This is a genomic window from Thermorudis peleae (genome assembly GCF_000744775.1).
GTDB classification, from domain to species: Bacteria; Chloroflexota; Chloroflexia; order Thermomicrobiales; family Thermomicrobiaceae; genus Thermorudis; species Thermorudis peleae.
Genome location: NZ_JQMP01000004.1, coordinates 415906 through 434226, shown reverse-complemented (window position 1 = coordinate 434226; position 18321 = coordinate 415906). Strand labels below are relative to the sequence as shown.

Annotated in this window: 18 protein-coding genes and 2 tRNA genes; 9 read left to right on the top strand and 11 right to left on the bottom strand. The window is 58.8% G+C overall.

Annotated elements, in window-relative coordinates; genetic code table 11:
- Positions 1-128 precede the first annotated feature (128 nt).
- A complete protein-coding gene (gene eno, locus N675_RS11920; protein WP_038040193.1) occupies positions 129-1442 on the top strand; it encodes a phosphopyruvate hydratase in 1314 nt (437 codons plus the stop codon).
- A 55-nt stretch (positions 1443-1497) separates the two neighbouring features.
- Here eno and N675_RS11915 read toward each other — a convergent pair whose 3' ends face one another.
- Together N675_RS11915 and N675_RS11910 are read right to left on the bottom strand one after the other, a co-directional pair.
- On the bottom strand, positions 1498-2340 hold the full coding sequence (locus N675_RS11915; protein ID WP_038040190.1) for an ABC transporter permease: 843 nt from the start codon (positions 2338-2340) through the stop codon (positions 1498-1500).
- Positions 2297-3094, bottom strand: a complete 798-nt coding sequence (locus N675_RS11910; RefSeq protein ID WP_038040188.1) for an ABC transporter ATP-binding protein — start codon at positions 3092-3094, stop codon at positions 2297-2299. The genes N675_RS11915 and N675_RS11910 overlap by 44 nt, the downstream gene beginning before the upstream one ends.
- 142 nt (positions 3095-3236) lie before the next feature.
- On the opposite strand from N675_RS11910, the gene N675_RS11905 reads away from it, so the two are divergent.
- Positions 3237-4301 (top strand): AIR synthase family protein, encoded by a 1065-nt coding sequence (locus tag N675_RS11905; protein ID WP_038040186.1) that lies wholly within the window; start codon positions 3237-3239, stop codon positions 4299-4301.
- 319 nt (positions 4302-4620) lie between these two features.
- On the opposite strand, the gene cas1b is transcribed toward N675_RS11905, so the two are convergent.
- The 8 genes from cas1b to N675_RS14385 all read right to left on the bottom strand — a co-directional run bounded on the left by cas1b (position 4621) and on the right by N675_RS14385 (position 14054).
- Positions 4621-5607 (bottom strand): type I-B CRISPR-associated endonuclease Cas1b, encoded by a 987-nt coding sequence (gene cas1b / locus N675_RS11900; RefSeq protein WP_038040184.1) that lies wholly within the window; start codon positions 5605-5607, stop codon positions 4621-4623.
- The gene (cas4, locus tag N675_RS11895) at positions 5604-6194 is read right to left on the bottom strand and encodes a CRISPR-associated protein Cas4 (RefSeq protein WP_038040181.1); all 591 of its coding nucleotides are present in this window, start codon (positions 6192-6194) and stop codon (positions 5604-5606) included. Before cas4 ends, cas1b begins: the two co-directional genes overlap by 4 nt.
- The gene (locus N675_RS11890) at positions 6170-8584 is read right to left on the bottom strand and encodes a CRISPR-associated helicase/endonuclease Cas3 (protein ID WP_051914707.1); all 2415 of its coding nucleotides are present in this window, start codon (positions 8582-8584) and stop codon (positions 6170-6172) included. Before N675_RS11890 ends, cas4 begins: the two co-directional genes overlap by 25 nt.
- Entirely contained in the window at positions 8566-9309 is a 744-nt protein-coding gene (gene cas5, locus N675_RS13830) for a CRISPR-associated protein Cas5 (RefSeq protein WP_051914706.1), read from the bottom strand. Before cas5 ends, N675_RS11890 begins: the two co-directional genes overlap by 19 nt.
- A gap of 6 nt (positions 9310-9315) precedes the next feature.
- A complete protein-coding gene (gene cas7b, locus N675_RS11880) occupies positions 9316-10299 on the bottom strand; it encodes a type I-B CRISPR-associated protein Cas7/Csh2 (RefSeq protein ID WP_051914705.1) in 984 nt (327 codons plus the stop codon).
- Between the two features lie 41 nt (positions 10300-10340).
- Entirely contained in the window at positions 10341-12431 is a 2091-nt protein-coding gene (locus tag N675_RS11875; protein ID WP_038040180.1) for a TM1802 family CRISPR-associated protein, read from the bottom strand.
- 1432 nt (positions 12432-13863) lie between these two features.
- Positions 13864-13955: transfer RNA gene (locus N675_RS11870), tRNA-Ser, on the bottom strand.
- Positions 13956-13972: 17 nt separating this feature from the next.
- A tRNA-OTHER gene (locus tag N675_RS14385) sits at positions 13973-14054 on the bottom strand.
- A 54-nt stretch (positions 14055-14108) separates the two neighbouring features.
- On the opposite strand from N675_RS14385, the gene N675_RS11865 reads away from it, so the two are divergent.
- From N675_RS11865 to N675_RS11855, 3 genes are all read left to right on the top strand, one after another.
- Positions 14109-15218 (top strand): tyrosine-type recombinase/integrase, encoded by a 1110-nt coding sequence (locus N675_RS11865; protein ID WP_156100888.1) that lies wholly within the window; start codon positions 14109-14111, stop codon positions 15216-15218.
- Between the two features lie 110 nt (positions 15219-15328).
- Positions 15329-15679 carry a hypothetical protein gene (locus N675_RS11860; RefSeq protein WP_038040174.1) on the top strand — a complete coding sequence of 117 codons (351 nt, stop codon included), beginning with the start codon at positions 15329-15331 and terminating at the stop codon, positions 15677-15679.
- A 13-nt stretch (positions 15680-15692) separates the two neighbouring features.
- Positions 15693-16037, top strand: coding sequence for a hypothetical protein (locus tag N675_RS11855; RefSeq protein ID WP_038040171.1), 345 nt, complete (start codon positions 15693-15695; stop codon positions 16035-16037).
- Here N675_RS11855 and N675_RS11850 read toward each other — a convergent pair.
- Entirely contained in the window at positions 16011-16760 is a 750-nt protein-coding gene (locus N675_RS11850) for a hypothetical protein (protein WP_038040169.1), read from the bottom strand. The two genes, N675_RS11855 and N675_RS11850, sit on opposite strands and share 27 nt — an antisense overlap.
- Positions 16761-16861: 101 nt before the next feature.
- Between N675_RS11850 and N675_RS11845 the strand changes: the two genes are divergently transcribed.
- Genes N675_RS11845 through N675_RS11830 form a run of 4 tightly spaced genes read left to right on the top strand, consistent with a single transcriptional unit; the run spans position 16862 to position 18263 of the window.
- The gene (locus N675_RS11845; protein ID WP_038040167.1) at positions 16862-17101 is read left to right on the top strand and encodes a helix-turn-helix domain-containing protein; all 240 of its coding nucleotides are present in this window, start codon (positions 16862-16864) and stop codon (positions 17099-17101) included.
- 53 nt (positions 17102-17154) lie between these two features.
- A complete protein-coding gene (locus N675_RS11840; protein ID WP_038040165.1) occupies positions 17155-17526 on the top strand; it encodes a hypothetical protein in 372 nt (123 codons plus the stop codon).
- 36 nt (positions 17527-17562) lie between these two features.
- Complete coding sequence (locus N675_RS11835; RefSeq protein ID WP_038040162.1) at positions 17563-17946, top strand: hypothetical protein; 384 nt, start codon at positions 17563-17565, stop codon at positions 17944-17946.
- Between the two features lie 53 nt (positions 17947-17999).
- On the top strand, positions 18000-18263 hold the full coding sequence (locus tag N675_RS11830) for a hypothetical protein (protein WP_156100887.1): 264 nt from the start codon (positions 18000-18002) through the stop codon (positions 18261-18263).
- Positions 18264-18321 lie beyond the last annotated feature (58 nt).

Below are 18321 nucleotides of genomic sequence, written 5' to 3'. Positions count from 1 at the left end.
ATCTATAGGTACCCAACATCTTCGCCCCACTTGTCTCACTGTTGAGCTTAACGTGCGGCTTGTGGGCTGTCAACGCGCGCTCGATCTCTATAATCCCTGCAGGGACGTTGTACAGAGGGGATAGGCGCATGAGTCGAACGACAATTACCCGTGTGAGTGCTCGGGAGATCCTCGACTCACGAGGGAATCCGACCGTTGAAGTCGATGTTGAACTTGCCGGTGGTGCATGGGGCCGAGCGGCCGTTCCTTCCGGTGCCTCGACTGGTACGCACGAGGCCTTGGAGTTGCGGGATGGGGGGGAACGGTACGGCGGGAAAGGCGTCCAGAAGGCCGTTCAGCATGTCACAACGGTGATCGCTGAAGCAATTGTTGGCATGGATGCCTTGGACCAGCGCAAAATCGACTCGACCATGATCGAGCTTGATGGCACGCCAAACAAGCAGCGGCTTGGAGCGAATGCGCTTCTCGGTGTTTCCCTCGCTGTTGCTCGTGCTGCGGCAACTGCCTGCGGACTACCACTCTACCGCTACCTTGGTGGCCCGAATGCATACCTGTTGCCAACCCCACTCTTGAATATCCTGAATGGGGGTAAGCATGCTCCAGGCTCGAACGTCGACATGCAGGAATTTATGATTGTTCCCGTTGGCGCGCCATCGTTTCGCGAAGCGCTGCGCTGGGCAGCCGAAATCTACCACACATTGCGGCGGGTGTTAACTGAGGCAGGATACACCGCAGGGCTTGGCGATGAAGGCGGGTATGCTCCCCAGTTGCCAAGTAACCAAGCCGCAGTTGATCTAATCCTGCAAGCAATTGAGCGAGCTGGCTATCGCCCTGGTATCGACGTTGTGCTTGCGCTCGATCCAGCGGCGAGCGAGTTCTATGCGAATACTGCCTATACGCTGCATGGAGAAGGAAAGACGCTACAGCCGAGCGAGATGGTCGACTTTTGGGTGGAGTTACTGGAACGCTATCCCATTGTCTCGCTTGAGGATGGCTTGGCCGAAGACGACTGGCTTGCGTGGCAGGCGCTCACCGCGCGTGTTGGTGATCAGGTGCAGCTTGTGGGTGATGACCTGTTTGTCACCAATGCCGATCGGCTCCGTCGCGGCATTCGTGAACACGTTGCCAATGCTATCTTGATCAAGCCAAACCAGATTGGCACGTTGACTGAGACCCTTGAGGCGATCGCGCTTGCGCAGCGACATGGCTATGCCACGATCATTTCCCATCGCAGTGGTGAAACAACGGATAGCTTTATTGCGGATCTCGCTGTTGCGGTTGGTGCTGGTCAGATCAAGACGGGCGCTCCTGCACGTATGGATCGCGTCGAGAAATACAATCAGCTCTTGCGGATCGAAGAGGAACTGGGCCCAGCCGCGGCCTATGCCGGATGGAGCGGTTTCCCGGCGGCTGTCCGCATGACCCGGGCGCTTGGGAATTGAGTGGAAAAGGTGTGGGGCAGCGATAGCACACTCCACTGATCGCTGCCCCAGATGATTAGCTCATTAGCTGATCGAACAGTTGCCCAGCGAGCACTTGAGTAACGATGAGGCAGCCGAATAACACGACCCAATCAAGCGTGAGCGGCCACGTATGCGTGCCAATTAAATACCCGCGAAGCAGATCAACTAAATAGCTAAGGGGGTTCACGCGGGTCAGCACATGCAGCCAGGTGGGCATAATGCTTACCGGATAGATGGCATTGCTTGCAAAGAAGAGCGGCATCGTAATAACTTGACCGAATCCCATGAAACGCTCGCGCGTCTTCAGCAGGACGGCAGCCAGCAGCGAGATTGTTGCAAACAAACCCGCGCCAACGACGACCGCCAGCAAACTTCCCACGACGTTGATAATGCCCCAACGTATATGCACGCCGAGAAGAAGCGCGAGTGCCATCACGACGATGGCCTGGCAGAGTGCGCGGACACCAGCCCCAAAACCCTTGCCTGTAACCACACTCGTATGTGGCACGGGCATCGTCAGAAGCTTCTGTAAGATCCCTTGATCACGCTCCCAAATGACGGCCAGGCCGTAGAAGATTGCGATGAACATCGCTGATTGGGCAAGAATTCCTGGTGTGATGAAGGTCAGATAGTCAATTTGACCAGTTGGAATAGCGCGAACACGCGCCATTGCCTGCCCGAAGATGACAAGCCAAAGGACTGGCTGGACGGCTCTGGTGAAGAGTTCTGTTGGGTCATGACGGAGGCGACGAAGTTCGATCTCACCAAGGACGAGTGCACCTCGGAGATAGAGCCGGGCAACCTCGAGTGGTGATGGATCATGGAGTTGCGTGCTAACGGAAACGCTGGACGCGACGGCGGAGCTGGCGGACTTCACGGAAATCCCCTCCTGATTCAAGACTGGCGCTGGTTAATGCCACAAACACGTCTTCGAGCGTCCCGTCTGGCTTACCGATCAGCGCTTTCAGCTCTGCAGGGGTGCCAATTGCGGCAATTTGCCCCTGGTGCATGATGGCGACCCGATCGCAATATTCTTCTGCTTCTTCCATGTAGTGTGTCGTGACGAGCAGCGTGAGCCCGGTTTCGCGTCGCAGCGTGGTCAGCGCATTCCAGACGGTATGGCGTGCTACTGGATCAAGACCAACTGTTGGTTCGTCGAGAAAGAGGAGCTGAGGCCGATGAAGAATAGCTTGGCCAATTTCCAGGCGGCGGACCATCCCACCAGAATAGGTGCGGACGAGACGGTCGGCAGCATCCTCGAGATCCATGATGCGCAGGACCTCGGCGATCCGCTGCGTGCGTTCAGCTTTGGGCATCCCGAGGAGTTTCGCGATGATCAAGAGGTTCTCATACCCACTTAACTGTGCATCTGCCGACAGCGCTTGGGGAACATACCCGATGAGTTGTCGGACAAGAAGCCGGTGTCGGTGAGCTTCAACTCCAGCGATTCGCACCGTACCACTTGTCGGTTCTAATAACGTTGTCAGCATACGCACTGTCGTCGTCTTGCCGGCACCATTTGGCCCGAGCAAGCCGAAGACTTCGCCTTCATGAACAGAAAAGGAGACGCCGGCAACAGCGGTCGTACCGTTGAAGGACTTACGGAGATTGTCAACTTCGACCAGCGGCATAGCAACCTGCTCCTGCCGCTCGCGCACGAGCGCGGGCGCCGCAAAGTATAAGAGTCCGAGCAGCCATCTGCCAAGGGGAAAGGTACGCAATACACTGGCATCGTGTAGAACGATGCCAGTGAAAACGAAAGGAGCAAATCTGATGGAGCTACCAACGCTTGGCAAAATCTCGCCCGAGATCTTTCAGCACGTGATTTTGCCAGCGCTCGGCGCGCAGCGTTCTGAGGTCGTTGTGCCGCCGCAGCATGGGGTCGATGTGGGCATCGTTGATCTCGGGAACGGTCAGGTGATGGCGGTGACAACGGACCCGGTATTCATCGTCCCAGCTTACGGATGGGAGCGCGCAGCCTGGTTTGCCGTGCATATTCTGGCGTCTGATGCGGCAACGAGTGGCTTGCGGCCAGCGTATCTTGCCATTGACTTAAACCTCCCGGTCGACATCACCGCTGAGCAACTGGAGATCCTTTGGACAGCGATGCACCGGACCTGTGCTGACCTGGGGATTGCCGTTGTTGCTGGCCATACTGCACGGTATGAAGGTTGCAACTATCCAATGGTTGGTGGGGCAACTGTCATCGCTGTTGGCCCGGCAAACCGCTATGTGACGCCAGCAATGGCCCAGGTTGGAGATCGTGTGATTGTGACGAAAGGTGCGGCAATTGAAGCGGCAGGACTGTTTGCTGTCACATTCCCGGATCGTCTTGCTGCGGCCTATGGTCAAGAGTTCGCCGAACAAGCGCAGGCACTCTTCTGGCAGATGAGCGTGGTTGCTGATGCCATGACGGCGGTCAGTGTTGGTGTGCGTGATGATGGCGTCACCGCGATGCATGATGCAACCGAATGTGGTGTACTTGGCGGCCTCGTCGAGATTGCTGAGGCCTCGAAGGTTGGCCTGCGGGTAGTGCGGGATCAGATCATTGTCCGAGAGGATGTTGCCAAGATCTGCCAGTTGTTTGCTGTTGATCCGTACAGTGCAATCAGTGAGGGGACGCTTATTCTCACCGTACGGCCACACAAAGTTGATGCCGTGCTTGAGGCACTCGCCCAGCACAACATCGCCGCGAGTGTTGTTGGGGAGATCATGCCGCCGGACTATGGAGTGCGCATCGTCGTTGATGGCCAGGAGCGTCCTCTGGAGCATCCCCGTGTGGATCCCTTCTGGGCAGCATTTGGCCGCGCGCTAGCGGAGGCGGAGCAGGGCAAGTAGATTATTTGTGGTGGCCGTTTTTCACCAAATCGAACGTAATCTGTTTAATGACCGAAGCCTGGGAAAGGAGGCATAATTGCGCGTCGTCAGCTCCCTGGTTGATCAGACCGTTGCGTTCCTATGGGAGCTAGACAGAACTGGGCTGGAATCAACCACTTTCGCGACACGAGTTCTCCATTGTAATAAATATTTTGACAGCTTGCGAAGGGCTCGACGTTCGACTCCCAATGGCCAGATATCCCGATAATGCCCATCCTTGTCCCGGCTCGATCTGTTGCTGTGCGTATGGTTGTTGAAACATAGCTCGCTGGTGGACTGCTTAGCTGCGGAGTGCGAAGGGAATGTAGGATTGCTCCTCGAGCAGGTGCTTTTCTAACTTGTAGAGTTCGAGCCGGAGGGTTGTGCGATAGGAGACAGAGCGATTGAGTGCTGGATGACGATACGTCTCCTGCAGCGTCTGTTCCCAGGTCTCGACGACAAGCTTGCGCCCTTCATCATCGAGGAAGACGCCTTCAGCACCGGTGACGAAGTGGCGGCGTTGGAGTTGCCCGCGGTTGACCAGACGGAAGATCAGCCGGTCGACCAGAACTGGCTTGAAGATCTCGGCGACATCGAGGTTGAGCGTATGACGCCGGAAGTTCGTCTCGTGGAGATAACCAATGCGCGGGTCAAGATGCGTCTGGTAGATCTGGGCCAGAACAGCGGTGTAGAGGAGCGAATTACCAAACGAGATGAGTGCATTGGTCTCGTCGCGCGGCGGGCGTCTCGTGCGTGGTCCGAAGGGAAATTCGGCCTCGATGATGCTTGGCCAGGTCGCGTAGTAGGCTTCGCGTGCTTGCCCTTCGAGGGCCATAAGCGCGGCCGGCGATAGTGCATGATTGAGATCAGCCAACGATTGGTCAATACACTCGAGCGCATGCTGCACCGTGACGCCGCGTCGGCGGTAGTAAAGGAGGATCGTTCGGATATTACGGAGCGAACCGTGGACGAAGGCGCGTGCCAGGACGAGACGCCGCTCCTGATCAAGGTAATGCTCCACCTGGCGGAGAATGAGCGCACCGCTTGCCAAGTACTCGCGCGGATAGAAGGTACCCGTATAGTAGCCATATCGGTTGAAGAAGTGCAGGAGGATTCCTTCGCGCGCCACGAACTCGAGGAAGCGCTTGTTGAGATCGACTTCACCGAAAATGTAGAGCTCGCTTACCTGCTCGACCGGGAGAAAACGCTTTCCCTCTTCGGTTTCGAGCACAATGGTGTTCTGGTGACGAGCCAAACGGCCGGACGAGAAGATGTAAATCGGCTTCATGAGCTGGATCCTCGCTTCCGGCCGCGGTTGCGTGGCACGCGCTCGGTCGTTGGCTCCGCTTCGGAAACCCAGCAGAACTCGTAGTAGGCGCAGTTCGTACAAGCTGGGATACGCACTGGCGGTGGTGGCTGTGGTAGCTGGAGAAGTTCCTCGACACGCTGAATCGCCTGACGGACTGCCGCTTCCAGTTCGGGGGTCAGCTCAACCTGTTCAACGCGCCGCTGCTCAGGATAGCGGAGCTCGCCGCGGACATGCAGACCAGCGTCACGGAGCCGAAGGAGGTAATAGCCGAGCTGGAGCCGCTGAGCATGTTGAGCACGTGGCGAGCGCTTGACCTCACCGATCACAAGGGCTTCATCCTCATCAGCATCAATGGGGCGACGACGCAGAACATCGACCTTCATGCCGGGCAACTCGAGTTCCTTACGCTCGCGCGGATAGGAAGTTTCAGCCAGCAACCGCCCGAGTGCCAGAAGCTCGTGGTCACGGAATGGTTCGATATTGTGCCCCATGAGCCAGGTCTGGCGTGGACAAACAGCCACATACCAAATGAGTGTGCCGGTCACAGGAACTGGTTCAGGTCCCACTTGAACCCCGTCTTCTGATCGTAAAATGACTCGAGTTGGTTACGCGCGATTAGCCGCATGTCTTCTCGTCCATACACCAGTGGCGGTGGCAAGTTCCCCACCGCTCGGTGTAGGAGCGGCGTAATTGTGTAGGGTTCGAGAGTTCGGTACGCGCGGCGAACCGCGAGTCGTCGCTCATTCGGGTTATCCAGCGCGAGCGCTTGGCGGAGGTTTGCAATCGCACGTGTAGCTTCCTCATCTTGCTCGACCACGATGCTCAAAGAAGGCAACTCTTCGATCAACCGAAAGCAACTCACCGGAATCGACTCAGTACGCTTCTTGCAGTCAATGTTCGCGCGATCGTAGTCGAGACGTGGCAATGCAGCGAGCAAGCTCTCAGCATGAGCCTGACTGATGCGACTTTCGACTCTGGCGAAGTATTCTGCTAAGAGTTGCATGAGCTCGATGTCTCGGCGGGGTCCATCGATCGATTCGCGAGCAGCGTCCAGGAGGATTCGTCCATACACCCTCTCTCCCTGACCCTCGGCGAGCGCGACGAGTTCGAGCGTGGCGAGATCATGGTTTGCATTCCGATTGATGCGTCCGGCGACTTGGAGAAGGCTCTCGAGCGGTCCCCACTCCCGCCAACCAGCATCGAAATCGACATCGACTCCTGCCTCAACGACCTGCGTGCTCACAAGCACAACAGGTTGACGCTGCTTGAGCAGCGCGCGAATCTCGGCTAACCGTACCGAGCGGTCACGAGGAGTAATATTCGTTGACAAATAAAAGAGCAAGGGAAGTTGATACCGCTCGAGTTCCCGGAAGAGTTCAAGAGAGACGCGCACGCTGTTGACGACGACGAGCTGGCTTCGGTCACGAGTGTGCGCCACTGCCTCCGCGAGTTCTGGAACAGAGCGCGGAGCAGCGGGGCGAATGAGCACACGATGGGGATAGCCGTGGAGCGGCGGGTCAACGAGTTCGCGTGCCTGACTCGCCTCTGTGAGCCTCGGTTGCGTCGCGGTCATCAGGATAACGGTAACGTTCCAGCGTGGCAGATCAGAAAGAAGGACTCGCAAGAGTGGCCAATAGTGGGCATCGAGTGCCTGAACTTCGTCCAGGATGAGGATTGATCCCTCGACGAGCGTATGGAGTTTCTTAAGCGCGCGGTTCTGATAGCCAACGAGAGTGTGAAAAACCTGCACGAAAGTTGTGAACACGATCTCAGCATCCCACGCCTCAGCGAGCAGAAGTGCATCGTCTACCTCGATATCTTCTTCATCCGTAACGAGTCTTGTCTCTTGCTGCGCCTGTGCGGAGGCTGTCGCTGTACTTGGACGGGGATTTAGAGGTGCGAGGTGATGATGCTCGAGCAGCACGTGAGCTGGCTCGATCTCTGCATGTTTCAACACCTTGTGCATGATGTCCACAGTTTGCTCAATAAGATTAATGTAGGGCAGGGCATAAATAATTCGTAACCTCCGCCCCGTTGCTTCTTCGACTCTTGCACGTATAGTCAACGCTGCATGCAAGGCCGTCAGGGTCTTTCCGGCACCTGTCGGTGCTGTCAGAGTAAGCTGAGCGGGATAGAGCGATGCAAGAGGCCAGCTTCGAACGTGCCGATCGACCGTTTCGAAGACTTGCTTGCGAAACGGTTGAAGCGGCCCTGTTGAGCTCACGTTCCCCGTGAGATAGCGGCTAACGAGATCGGCCGGCAGCACTTCACGCCCTGGTGGGCAGTAGCCAGCAGCCAACTTCTTGTCGGCATCGATGAGACAGGAGAACACGACATTCGTTGCCCAGTAGCGCTGTCGCTGAGGGAAATCTTCAAGAGAGGAGAGATTCAGATAGTTGAGGCGTGCTGCTTCTTCTGCCAGTCTGCGGAGCGTCGACCAGATTTCGCCAACGCAGAACGGGGAGGGGTCAGGTAGCGCCAAGGATGCACAGAGCACTGGCCAGCTTTCCTTTACAGCTTCGAGTTGTCTCGTAAGCGCACGCAATGTTCTGCGCAGGCCTGGACGGTCGACATCGGGGAAATCGGGAGGATCAATGTCATGAGGACTGGGGAGCAGTTCCCAGGGGGACCGAAGTGCGCCGTGATGACGGGCCACGGCGAGGAAGATGGCTAGTGCATCGAGGCCGCGCTGTTCGGCGACCCAGGCACCGAACAAAGCGCTAATGTAGGAGTGGTTCGCTTCGGGTGCCTGGTACTGCCGATCTTTTAAGCGTTTCTGGAAGAACGGTGTGGCCTTTCCGAGATCGTGGACTGCCCCTGCCAGTTCAGCGAGATCGGCGAGTTCCGGCGGCGCATATGAGCGGGATAGGTCGGCAACAGTGCGGAGATGCTCGATGAGTTTCTCTCCATGGCCCGCCAGCCAGTACTCAGCGCTGTTTAACTGATCAAGGCCCATCGCTCGTTTCCCACTTGAATCCAAGCGCCGTGATACCGACAACGGATCGGATACCCCATCAGGTCGATGACCAAATCTGTTGCCGCGACCAAACGTCGACTGTTATCCAATCGTAAGGGATAGCGGTCACGCGAGAGTTTATGGCGAACTTGATCGTCGAGATTGAATTCGACAACCAAGTTCGCCTCGAGTGCTCCGTGATACTCAGCGAATTCCGGATCATTCTGACCGAGGGTTCCTTCTTGAACATCGACCGCTTCAAACCAAGCAAGGCAGTACGCGACTCCAAGCGAGGGGGGATAGACGGGTGCGCGCAGCGCTGCTGCTAGTTCCTGCGCGGAGAGCCAAGTTGGGGGGACAAGCACAAGGCGATAGCAGAGTGCTGCGCTGTCCCAGTCCTCTCGTCGAGTGTCAGGAAGCAAAAACTGAGTCGGAATTTGCGTCCGGGCTTCGAAGCCTCGTAATTCTCGTTCCTTCGCACTTTTCACCATGAGTGCGTTAACCGTTTGCATAATCATTCGGAGTGGTTGGCGAACGCCGATACCCATTCGCAAATCAACAAGCCGATCCAAGTACTCATGGCGCTTGAGCCCCAAGGCTGCACCGACAATGCCACGCACCGCCGTTGGCGGCGGGATTGGGTAGCTAAGCGACGAAGAATTCGTGTAGAAGCGTCGAAAGTGTCCGAATTTGCCACGCAGATCGCAGATCACGACCTCGCTCATCGCACATCATCCCACGATGCGAGTAACGTTCGGTAACTCAAGTAAGGCCTCCTCGCCACGTACGTTCAGCTCATCGTGGCGCCAGTAGCGGATCGCTTGGATGTGATCATGGTACCGCGCAAGGCGATTGATCAGCGGCTGGAGGTCGAGCACGAATTCTTCAATACTGCGCCAGCGCTCTACTGGCAGGTCTTCTTGAGCAGGGAGAAGGCGTAAGCCGTCTCTCGGGTCACCAAACGATGGTGTCCGCTCTTTCCAGTCTACACGGAGGTAGAGGCGAGGTGTTTGTCCGACCTTGCTTCGCGTCGTTGCTTCGCTCGAAAGAGCGTGCAGCAATCCATCTTCAAGCAACTCCAGGTCAGAAGCGGTCATTCCCGTGTAGCGTGCGCGGTGCGCTGCTACATGCCCCCAGAACGCGATCAAGGCATAGAGAAGCCGCCAGTCCTTTCCGATCGTCCCGTATTCGCCTTTCTCACCACCTCGCCCAGCGAACGTCGAGGTAATGCTGTTAGACGGATTGAGTTCGACCGGGTGCAGGGAGTACCCCCAGTTGAATTGAACTGGGCCGGTGTATTGTTCCGAAAGACCTTGGCCTCCATCACTACCCTTGATCGGTAACGTTGCACCAAAGAGGCGGACATCAATCAGGCGATTTAGGAACCACCGGCGATACTCTTCGTCACTACGAGTACCACCTTTCTGCCGCTGCTGCTGCTGGCCTGTCTCTTGTTCATACGTCTGTCGAAGCTCTTGTTCCCGCCCCGTCGCATCGACGTGCCTACCATCTTCGCGCGTACGGACCCAAACATCATAGCCACGGCCAAGCCAATAATCGCGCAGATAGCGCTTGAGCCGTACGTCGCTCACCAAGGCGCGCCGCGTGAAGGGATCCATTCGTGGACGGTTTTCATCGTCTGGATCGCCGTTTGGATTGGTTAGTTTTGCATCGTAAATGAAGAGAATTTCTGCATTATGCATCTCGTTCGTCATGATTTGTCCTCCTCAATATCATTTGTTCCCTCAATGACACTTCAATTGGGGTATTCTTCCATCGTTTCCTGTGCCTTGGTCTTCTCCTTTCTAGTTCGGATAATACGCCCCGTTTCATAGGAGTACCCTGCGAGGATGAAATAGACGTTTTCGGCATCGCTCAGCCGCCACCGGTCGCGGTGTCGCGTGAGTCGCTGCAATGCCTCGGCATACAGTAGTTCGTTCTCCGCCGCTCCAGGCCCACTCAGAAGCCGGTATTGGCGGAGTTTGTCGAAAAGTTCGGTTGCGAAGACCGTGACGCGGGGCAGCGACATACCAGTGTAGTTCAGCTTCTCTAGGATTGGTTTCGTCCCTGACTGGTCGCTTCGATATTGTTCTGAAGCAACTCGGGCCACGAGAACGCCGAGCAAGAAGAGGCTTTGCTCCTGCTCGTTCAGTTCGAGGCCGGTCATCGCGTTTCGGTAAAGATCAGGAATTGCCGCATCCACTCCAGCACCTCCGATGTCAACACAACCGACATACCTCGCAATCAGTCGCAAAGCGAGCGTTCGGGCGATGAATTGACGCAGTGTCCGGTCCAACTGGTCAGGATTCGGCGTTCGCTGCTCCCACGAGCGCGGCACGACCCAGTACCCAGCGTGCTGGCTCACGATTGCACGTGCACCTTCCAGGAAATCAGCGTGGAGCGCTGTGAGATCGATCGGCTCTCGCTGCAGAAGCTGCCGGGCAAGTGTCAACGCGGGACGTACCACCGGGGCACTTTGACTGCGTCGCAGCGGGAGCGCATCAAGGAGATCGTCGAGACCGACAAACCAACTCTCCTGGTCACTGGGGACAAACGGAGCGGCCCAACCGTCTTCTGCAGCCGCGTCATTCACCATATTGATGGCTCGAATCACCGCTTGGATACGGGAGGGAGGTAACTCGGCAATGACCTCGCGGACCTTCACCGCCATGTTCTGTTTTTCATGGAAGAGCAATGTCAGAGCAGCGTACAGGCCAGCGCGCTCCTGTGCAGCCCGGGCGATATCCTCGGGCGTTCTGCGCAGCTCGCGGAGCCGTGCCAACTCCGTCGATTCTTGACGAATGCGCTGGAGCCGACGTCGTACCTCATCGAGCTTACCAGTGGGCTCACTAAGAAATTCTGGGATGAGGAAAACCGAGGTTTGCAATAACCGCGACTCTAACTCTTGTTCCAAGAGTCGATCAGCTAAAAGAAGATCGATATAACACTGCTTGCAGACACTATAGCGCTCCAGAAAACCGTCCTGAACGAGATGACCAGCGAAGCTTACCTTGTCATTGATATACACTTTGATACGCATAGGAACGAAGTTCATCGTTACTTCCGCCTGCGTTCCACAAAGATGGCAGGTTCCCTGTACTGCATTGCTGAATGGCTCATCGACCAGAATCGAGAAAACAAAGCGCCGATATGCCGGTTCCTGTGCAATTGGGTGTCCTTCGATGCTCAGTGTCACGTATTGAACGTCTCGCTTCCATCCGAGCAAATCACGAAGTTCCTTCGCAAGTACTTCAGCTCGTTTCTTCGCTTCTACTTCGTTCAGCTTGTCCCACGCCACCTTGAGGACGGCGTCGCGTACACTGATGAGCTGGCCATCGTGCTGCGTAAGGGCCGGCGGATCGAGACGGAGACCGTCGAGGTCGAGAATAAACCGCTCACGCGTCTTCCCACCGAAGTCGCGCAGCCGGGCGAGCGCCGGTGCGAGCACACTGGCTAACTCGTCGAGTGCCTCATGTTGCTGCCCATCTAAGCCCAGCCGTTTTGGGGCGAGACCGGCGAAGACTGGACCAAGGAGATACTTAAGATCGCGCACCGTGACATCGCGGACATCTCCACCTGGTGAGAACTTCATGAGCTGAAGCCATAGATATCGGCGCAACGTTTCCGGACTTACTTCTTCGAGACGATGCCGTAACAGACCTTGTGCAGGGCAAATGTCCAAAATGCCCAGGTACAGCTGTTGAGTGCCGCGCGTCGAACGCCCCTCCGGGTCGCTTCCCATTTCGTCATCCGCACTGGTCAAGGCGAGTTGTTCCACAATAGCTTCCGGATCGTTCCCGAGAGCGTTCCGGATATACCTGCCTAACGCTTGCAGACTTCGAATCATCCGGTACCAGCCTCTCGTTTGTCCCGATGATCAACCTGTACCTAAGTATCACTGGACTGTATTCGGTTCGAAGCCCTGCTTCGAGTACCAGATGCATGGGTGTTGTCGGTCTCGTCAGCTGATATTGCTGCCCACTACTCGATCCACGTCTCCTTCTATAGCTCTGTTGCTCTAGCGCTTGGCCCGTAGGTGCACACTGCTGGCATGCTCCGGTACAGTGACGGTTACGCTCCGGCGTTGCAGCTACCTCAGCGCGCAATGGCGCGATGGCAGCTGTCTCAGTTGTCGGTATGGAAAAGATTGCCTGTGCAGCGGGCTCAGCTTCACTTTCGTCAGCTCCCTAGGTCTCACGTTCTGTAGATGCGGAGTGCTGCCTTTGCCGCTTTCCCTTCCCCTTCGAGTGTGTAGTTGGCCATGATGCTCAGCATCGATTACCTGCTTACTGACTTGGGACGTTACCGGCTTGCAGGTGTGGATTATATAGAATCGTGTTCCTTGATCCCGTACACCTGAGCCGTTGTAGCCTTCCAAAAACAATATATGATTTGGTCAGGTATCATGAAGCGGGAGCCGATCGATCATGTGATATTCCTTAACATTGCGGCACTGATAACGCCACCGGTATGTGCGAAAAGGAGATGAGTTTGCACAGACATTCTATCGACTGATATATACCATGCATCCGATTACTCGCCCTCGGAAACAACGCTCGTCGATGATTGCTCAGCAGTCCTCAGAGTGACGAGCGAGGCACCCAAGTTTTCCGCCTTAAGCCGCATTTCCGGTCACACATCCCTGCTGCTCAGCGTGTGCCTGTATCGGAGAACAGTCCGCTCAACCATTAATCATCGGTCTCTAACTCGTCAAGGTTTATCGATCACACTTGTCACATCACTATCTTCGTCCAGTAACGGGAAGACAGGTATTCCCGTCATCGTCACAATGAAGCAGTTGGCTTCCAGGAGCCTGTTTGGCATGAATGTGGGCAAAGTGAGGCTGATCAGGGCAAAAAGATAAGGCGAACGTCAAGCTAAGTGACTGCGTCCACTGGTTGAGAGACAGTGTTCTCGGATGCTCGAATAACGTGTCGAGCGTTGGGATGGATGTGTAGCTCCTGTGATTCTCTGAGGATGGCGCGTGTGCTGCAATTGCCTGGGCAGAAAGCAGGAGCGCAATGGTGGTACTGGTCGTGATGTGATGTATGCCAGTTATCGGCTGCCGCCGAATTGAGTAACGCTCTTGCTCGGGTTGCTATCGTCCTAAACGAGGTAACGATCAGGTAGACGGAAGGCGCGCGAACAGTAGATTGTGCTTTCAGGCCAGCTCGTGAAGCTGGCCCTGTCACTAGCAGGGTAGAGTACTTGCTGAGTCTTTACTTGGGCATGGTGCAATAGTGTCCTGCACCGGTAGCGAAGGTGACAGATTCTGTCGGCGGGAAGGGTGGGATTCGAACCCACGGGGGCCGGTTATGCCAGCCCCAATCGCTTAGCAGGCGACCCCTTTCGACCGCTCAGGCACCTTCCCAGGCTGGTCTCGCCCGGCGGAGAGGGAGGGATTCGAACCCCCGAGGCTCATCGCCTTGCGGTTTTCAAGACCGCCTTCCCCAGTCCCCAGCCCATCCCCACGGCCTTCCCCAGCCCCTGACCCCAGCCTGACCCCAGCCCGGCCGGGAACCCCGTGCTTCCCCCTTGCCCAGGAGGGAGGCAATCGATGGGAACGATCCGGTTACGGCACGATGGGCGGTACGAGGCCCGCATCATGGTCAACGGCCGCCGGAAGAGCCTCTACGGCCCCAGTGAAGCAGCGGTGCAGGCCAAGCTGGCAGCGCTCCAGCAGCAGCTGGCCGAGGGGCGGACCCCGCCCAGCGGGCTCACGCTGCGGCAACTGGCCCAGCGCTGGCTGGCCACCGAGGCCCGGCACTGGAAGCCCCGCACGTTGGCCGATTACCAGCGGCTGCTGGGGCAGTACGTCTTCCCCAGCCTTGGTGGGGTGCGGCTGGCCCACCTCGCCCCTGACCGGCTGCAGCAGGTGCTGGACAGCATCCCCGGCCGGGCAGCCAGCCAGACGGCCCGGGTGCTCCACCGGCTCTTTGCCGTGGCAGTGCGCTGGGGGTATCTGTCCGAGAACCCCTGTGACCGGCTGGTGCTGCCCCGTTACCAGCCTCCACGGCCTGCCCTGCCTGCCCTGGATGACCTCAAACGGCTCCTCGAGGTTTGCCTGACCAGTCCCGATCCGGGTGCCCCACTGGTGGGCGTGCTGCTCCTGACCGGGGTGCGGCTTGGGGAAGCACTGGCGCTGCGCTGGGCTGCGGTTGACCTGGACCGGGCACTGGTGCGGGTCGATCGGAGTGGCCAGTGGCTCCGGGGCCAGTGGGTGGAGACTCCCCCCAAGACCGTGAACGGGCACCGGTGCATCCCACTGGGAGACGTGGGGGTGCAGCTGCTCAAGCGGCAGCGGGCTCTGGTGGCCGAACGGCGGTTACGGGCAGGCCCGGCCTGGCAGGACTGGGGCCTGGTCTTCCCCAGCCAGACCGGCAAGCCCCAGCAAGAATCGGTCGTGCTCGCTGCGGTGCGACGGTGCTGCCAGCAGGCCGGGATTCCCCGCTTGACGGTGCACCAGCTCCGGCATGCCCATGTCAGCCTGGCGCTGGCCGCTGGGGTGCCACTCCCGGACGTCTCCCGGCGGCTGGGTCATGCCACGCCGGCGATTACCAGTGGGCTCTACAGCCATGCCATCACTGACGGCCACTGGGTGGCCCGGGCGGTCGAACAGGCGCTGTTGTCCTGAAGGGGAGGGCGGCCATGCGGGCACGGGCTCCACCCAGCGCCAGTGGGCCTGCGGGGGCCCATGGGGGCGACGGACGGAACAGCACACGGCGCTGAATGGAGGCGCAAGCGATGACCCACTCGACTGATGACGGACCGACGACCACCCTCTTCTCGCTCACGGTTTCCTTGCGTGACCTGCTGCATGCCCAGCGGGCGGTGGCTGAGGCGGCCCTGACCCTGGCCCAGCACGCCTACGAACGGGCTCTCGTCCTGGCCGCCCTTGCCGAACGGGTGGGCTGCTGGACAGATGACGACCAGGCGGCCCTGGAGGAAGTGCTGGAAGCCCAGGACCAGGACATCAGCCAGGTGCTGTGGCGGGGGAGTGGCCCGCTCACCACCGCCATGGAAGGGCTGCAGGACCGGCATGCCCAGGTGCGGGCGGCCTTGGTTGACCTTGGCCTGTGGCCTGAAGACTGCTGACGGGAGGACCGTGATGAAGCGACAGGTGTTGACGGATGGGACCGGGCGCTGGTTTGACCGGGAGAAAGCGACCCGGTTCGATGAGGCTCGGGAGTGGGACGGACGGAACTGGGTGTCGAAAGCGACCGGCAGCCAGTGGGACCACGAGGAGCTGTACCGGACCAAGAGCGGCCGCTGGATTCGGCACTGGTGGAGCCAGTGGCAGGGGAGCACCGACCGCTGGGAGGAAGTGACCGAGGCTGAGGCGGTACGGTGGCTCTTGCAGAACGACTACGAGCCAGATGGAGGTGACACGGGGTGCCACCAGGTGCCAGATGATGAGAGGGTGACCTCACTGGTGCTGGGGCTCGAAGTGTGAGCCGACGGAGAGGCTCGCCCGGGCGTCGCTACTTCCGATAGCGGTGGCCGAGAGGATGATGGCGTACACGGCTAGGCCGTCCTTGGTCGGGGTGACGTGGCTGTCGTGGCCAACGGCTGCCTGGTACCGCACGGCGGCGTCGGGGGACGCCCACGGCCGGTATCCGAGGAACCGCCCGAGGGCGTTCCACCGGCGCTCCTGCTCGCCGGGGTCCAAGTGCTCCCAGCGGGCGGTCTGGTCAGCAAGCGCAGCGACCGCCTGGGGCGGCAGGTCAGGGGCGACACGGGCAAGGTAGGCGATGGTCTCAGCGACCTGGCGACTGAGGATCCCCCACGACGTCCCGGTGATCGTTTCCCAGGCGGCGATGGCCGTGAGCACCAGCCGGGCATCATCTGGTGGGAGCTGGCACCAACGGAAGTGCTCGTTCTGGACAGCCGGTGTCCCACCATGTCCCGCTACAGGCGTTCCCGGCTCACTGGCTAGGGGGCCAGCAGCGTGGCGCTCCTTCCACCAGCGCCAACGTTCGGCGATGCGCCGGTACGACACGAAGAGGTCGTCGGACGGAACGTCCCCCAACCGGTTCCAGCGCTGGCGTTCATCCAGGCGGAGCCGCTCAAGCTCCCGATGGACCTGGATAGCGGTCTTGCCCTTCGCAAACTCGGCATCGATGAACGCCCGCACTTCGGGGACCAGGTGCTTCCCAGGCTCTTTCGTCTTCGGCACGAAGGGAACTCCGCAGTACTCCGCACCATTCCGCAGCCGACGGCCTCTACTCCGCAGGCAAAAGTCAGTATACCAGTGCCAGGTCACGAAAGGAGGAGACGATGCAGGACCTGACCACGGAGTATCTGACCCCAGCGGAAGCAGCCAGGATGCTCGAGGTCTCGGTTGAGCGGGTGCGCACCTGGCTGAAGACCGGCCGGATGGCGTGCGTGAAGACCCCACTGGGGAGGCTTATCCCTCCCCAGGAAGTCGAGCGGATCGCCGTTGAGCGGGCAAAGAAAGGAGGCAAGGATGGGACCGTGACGACGCCCGTTGCCAGTGGCATGCAGCCCGTGGAGTAAGTCGGCCAGGCGCTGGCACCACCTGACCGACCAACAAGGAATGGAGATGGACCGTGATACCTCTAGTATCGACGCTCTCGCCAGACTTTGCCATAACCAAAAAGAAGCGTGGGAAGATCTGTACCTTGGCCAAGGTGGTGCGGGCCTGGCCGACCGGCGAAATTGTCGTGGCCATGCCCGTCAAAGGCCGCCACTTTTCGACCCCCAGCTTGCCGCCTGAGGCCCTCAGGTTGGCCCGGCAAGCGGGGGCGACGGCCTGGATCGTGCGGTTCGACCAGGAACGGCGGTGCTATCGACTCCCGCTCGATGTCGCCGAGCGTGTCGGCCAGGTTGGCGATGACGGTGAACTGTACGTGTCCATGCGGTGGTTCGAGCGATGCCCATGGCTGGAGTGGCCTTTTGTCGAACGAATGGTTGAGGTGTGAAGGGATTGCTGGAGTCACGGTGAAAGGAGCAAACCGATGCCCATCTTAACCGCTACCAGCGGCGACGTCTTGCTCAAGCCCGGCCTGTACGACGCCGAGATTACTGCCGTTGATGAACGAGAAGATGGCAGCGGCCGACGCTACCTGGTGTGGGTCTTCACGGTCACTGCCGGGCCGAAGTCGGTCACGGTCCGGCGGCCAACGTCGATGGCCTTTGGCCCCAAGAGCGTGGCCCGGGGGTTCGTTGAAGCCGCCCTTGGCCGCAAGCTCCAGGCTGGGGAGACGGTTGATACGGAAACGCTCATCGGTTTGCCCGTCAAGGTGGTGATTGGCCGAGGGGCCCGGCCTGACGGGTCGGAGACGAACCGGATTGAGACGGTGCTCCCGGCTGATGGCGATGCGGATGACGAGGTGTTCTGATACGTGGCCCCTGGGGGATTCGCCCCGGGGCCACTCGTGAAAGGAGGATGCCGGTGCACGAGCCAAGGCCGACCGTTTTTGAGTATGGTGACGTCTTGTACACCTTCTTCGACCGCATTTCGGTCCCACTGGAGGATGCCGGAAAGGTACGCTGTGCGCTCTGTGGTCAGCAATTCACGGCCGGTGCGGTGGTCTGGAGTGTCACCGAAGACTGCCTCACGGATACAGCGTGGGGCTGGGGCTACCTCTGTGATGCCTGCCAGCGACGGGTACTACGTGAGGGCATCCCCGTCGGTGCTGAGATTGGGCAGGGATAAGGACCAGTAGCCGGGGGTTCACCCTGCCCCCGGCCACCAGGGTTGTTCGAAAGGAGTT

Excerpts from the sequence above, each read along its gene's own strand:
- N675_RS11855 (WP_038040171.1), top strand. The coding sequence starts at position 15,693 with ATGAAGCGACAGGTGTTGACGGATGGGACCGGGCGCTGGTTTGACCGG.
- N675_RS11890 (WP_051914707.1), bottom strand. The coding sequence starts at position 8,584 with ATGGGCCTTGATCAGTTAAACAGCGCTGAGTACTGGCTGGCGGGCCAT.
- cas7b (WP_051914705.1), bottom strand. The coding sequence starts at position 10,299 with ATGACGAACGAGATGCATAATGCAGAAATTCTCTTCATTTACGATGCA.
- eno (WP_038040193.1), top strand. The coding sequence starts at position 129 with ATGAGTCGAACGACAATTACCCGTGTGAGTGCTCGGGAGATCCTCGAC.
- N675_RS11905 (WP_038040186.1), top strand. The coding sequence starts at position 3,237 with ATGGAGCTACCAACGCTTGGCAAAATCTCGCCCGAGATCTTTCAGCAC.
- cas5 (WP_051914706.1), bottom strand. The coding sequence starts at position 9,309 with ATGAGCGAGGTCGTGATCTGCGATCTGCGTGGCAAATTCGGACACTTT.
- cas1b (WP_038040184.1), bottom strand. The coding sequence starts at position 5,607 with ATGAAGCCGATTTACATCTTCTCGTCCGGCCGTTTGGCTCGTCACCAG.
- N675_RS11875 (WP_038040180.1), bottom strand. The coding sequence starts at position 12,431 with ATGATTCGAAGTCTGCAAGCGTTAGGCAGGTATATCCGGAACGCTCTC.
- N675_RS11860 (WP_038040174.1), top strand. The coding sequence starts at position 15,329 with ATGACCCACTCGACTGATGACGGACCGACGACCACCCTCTTCTCGCTC.
- N675_RS11910 (WP_038040188.1), bottom strand. The coding sequence starts at position 3,094 with ATGCCGCTGGTCGAAGTTGACAATCTCCGTAAGTCCTTCAACGGTACG.
- N675_RS11835 (WP_038040162.1), top strand. The coding sequence starts at position 17,563 with ATGCCCATCTTAACCGCTACCAGCGGCGACGTCTTGCTCAAGCCCGGC.
- N675_RS11845 (WP_038040167.1), top strand. The coding sequence starts at position 16,862 with ATGCAGGACCTGACCACGGAGTATCTGACCCCAGCGGAAGCAGCCAGG.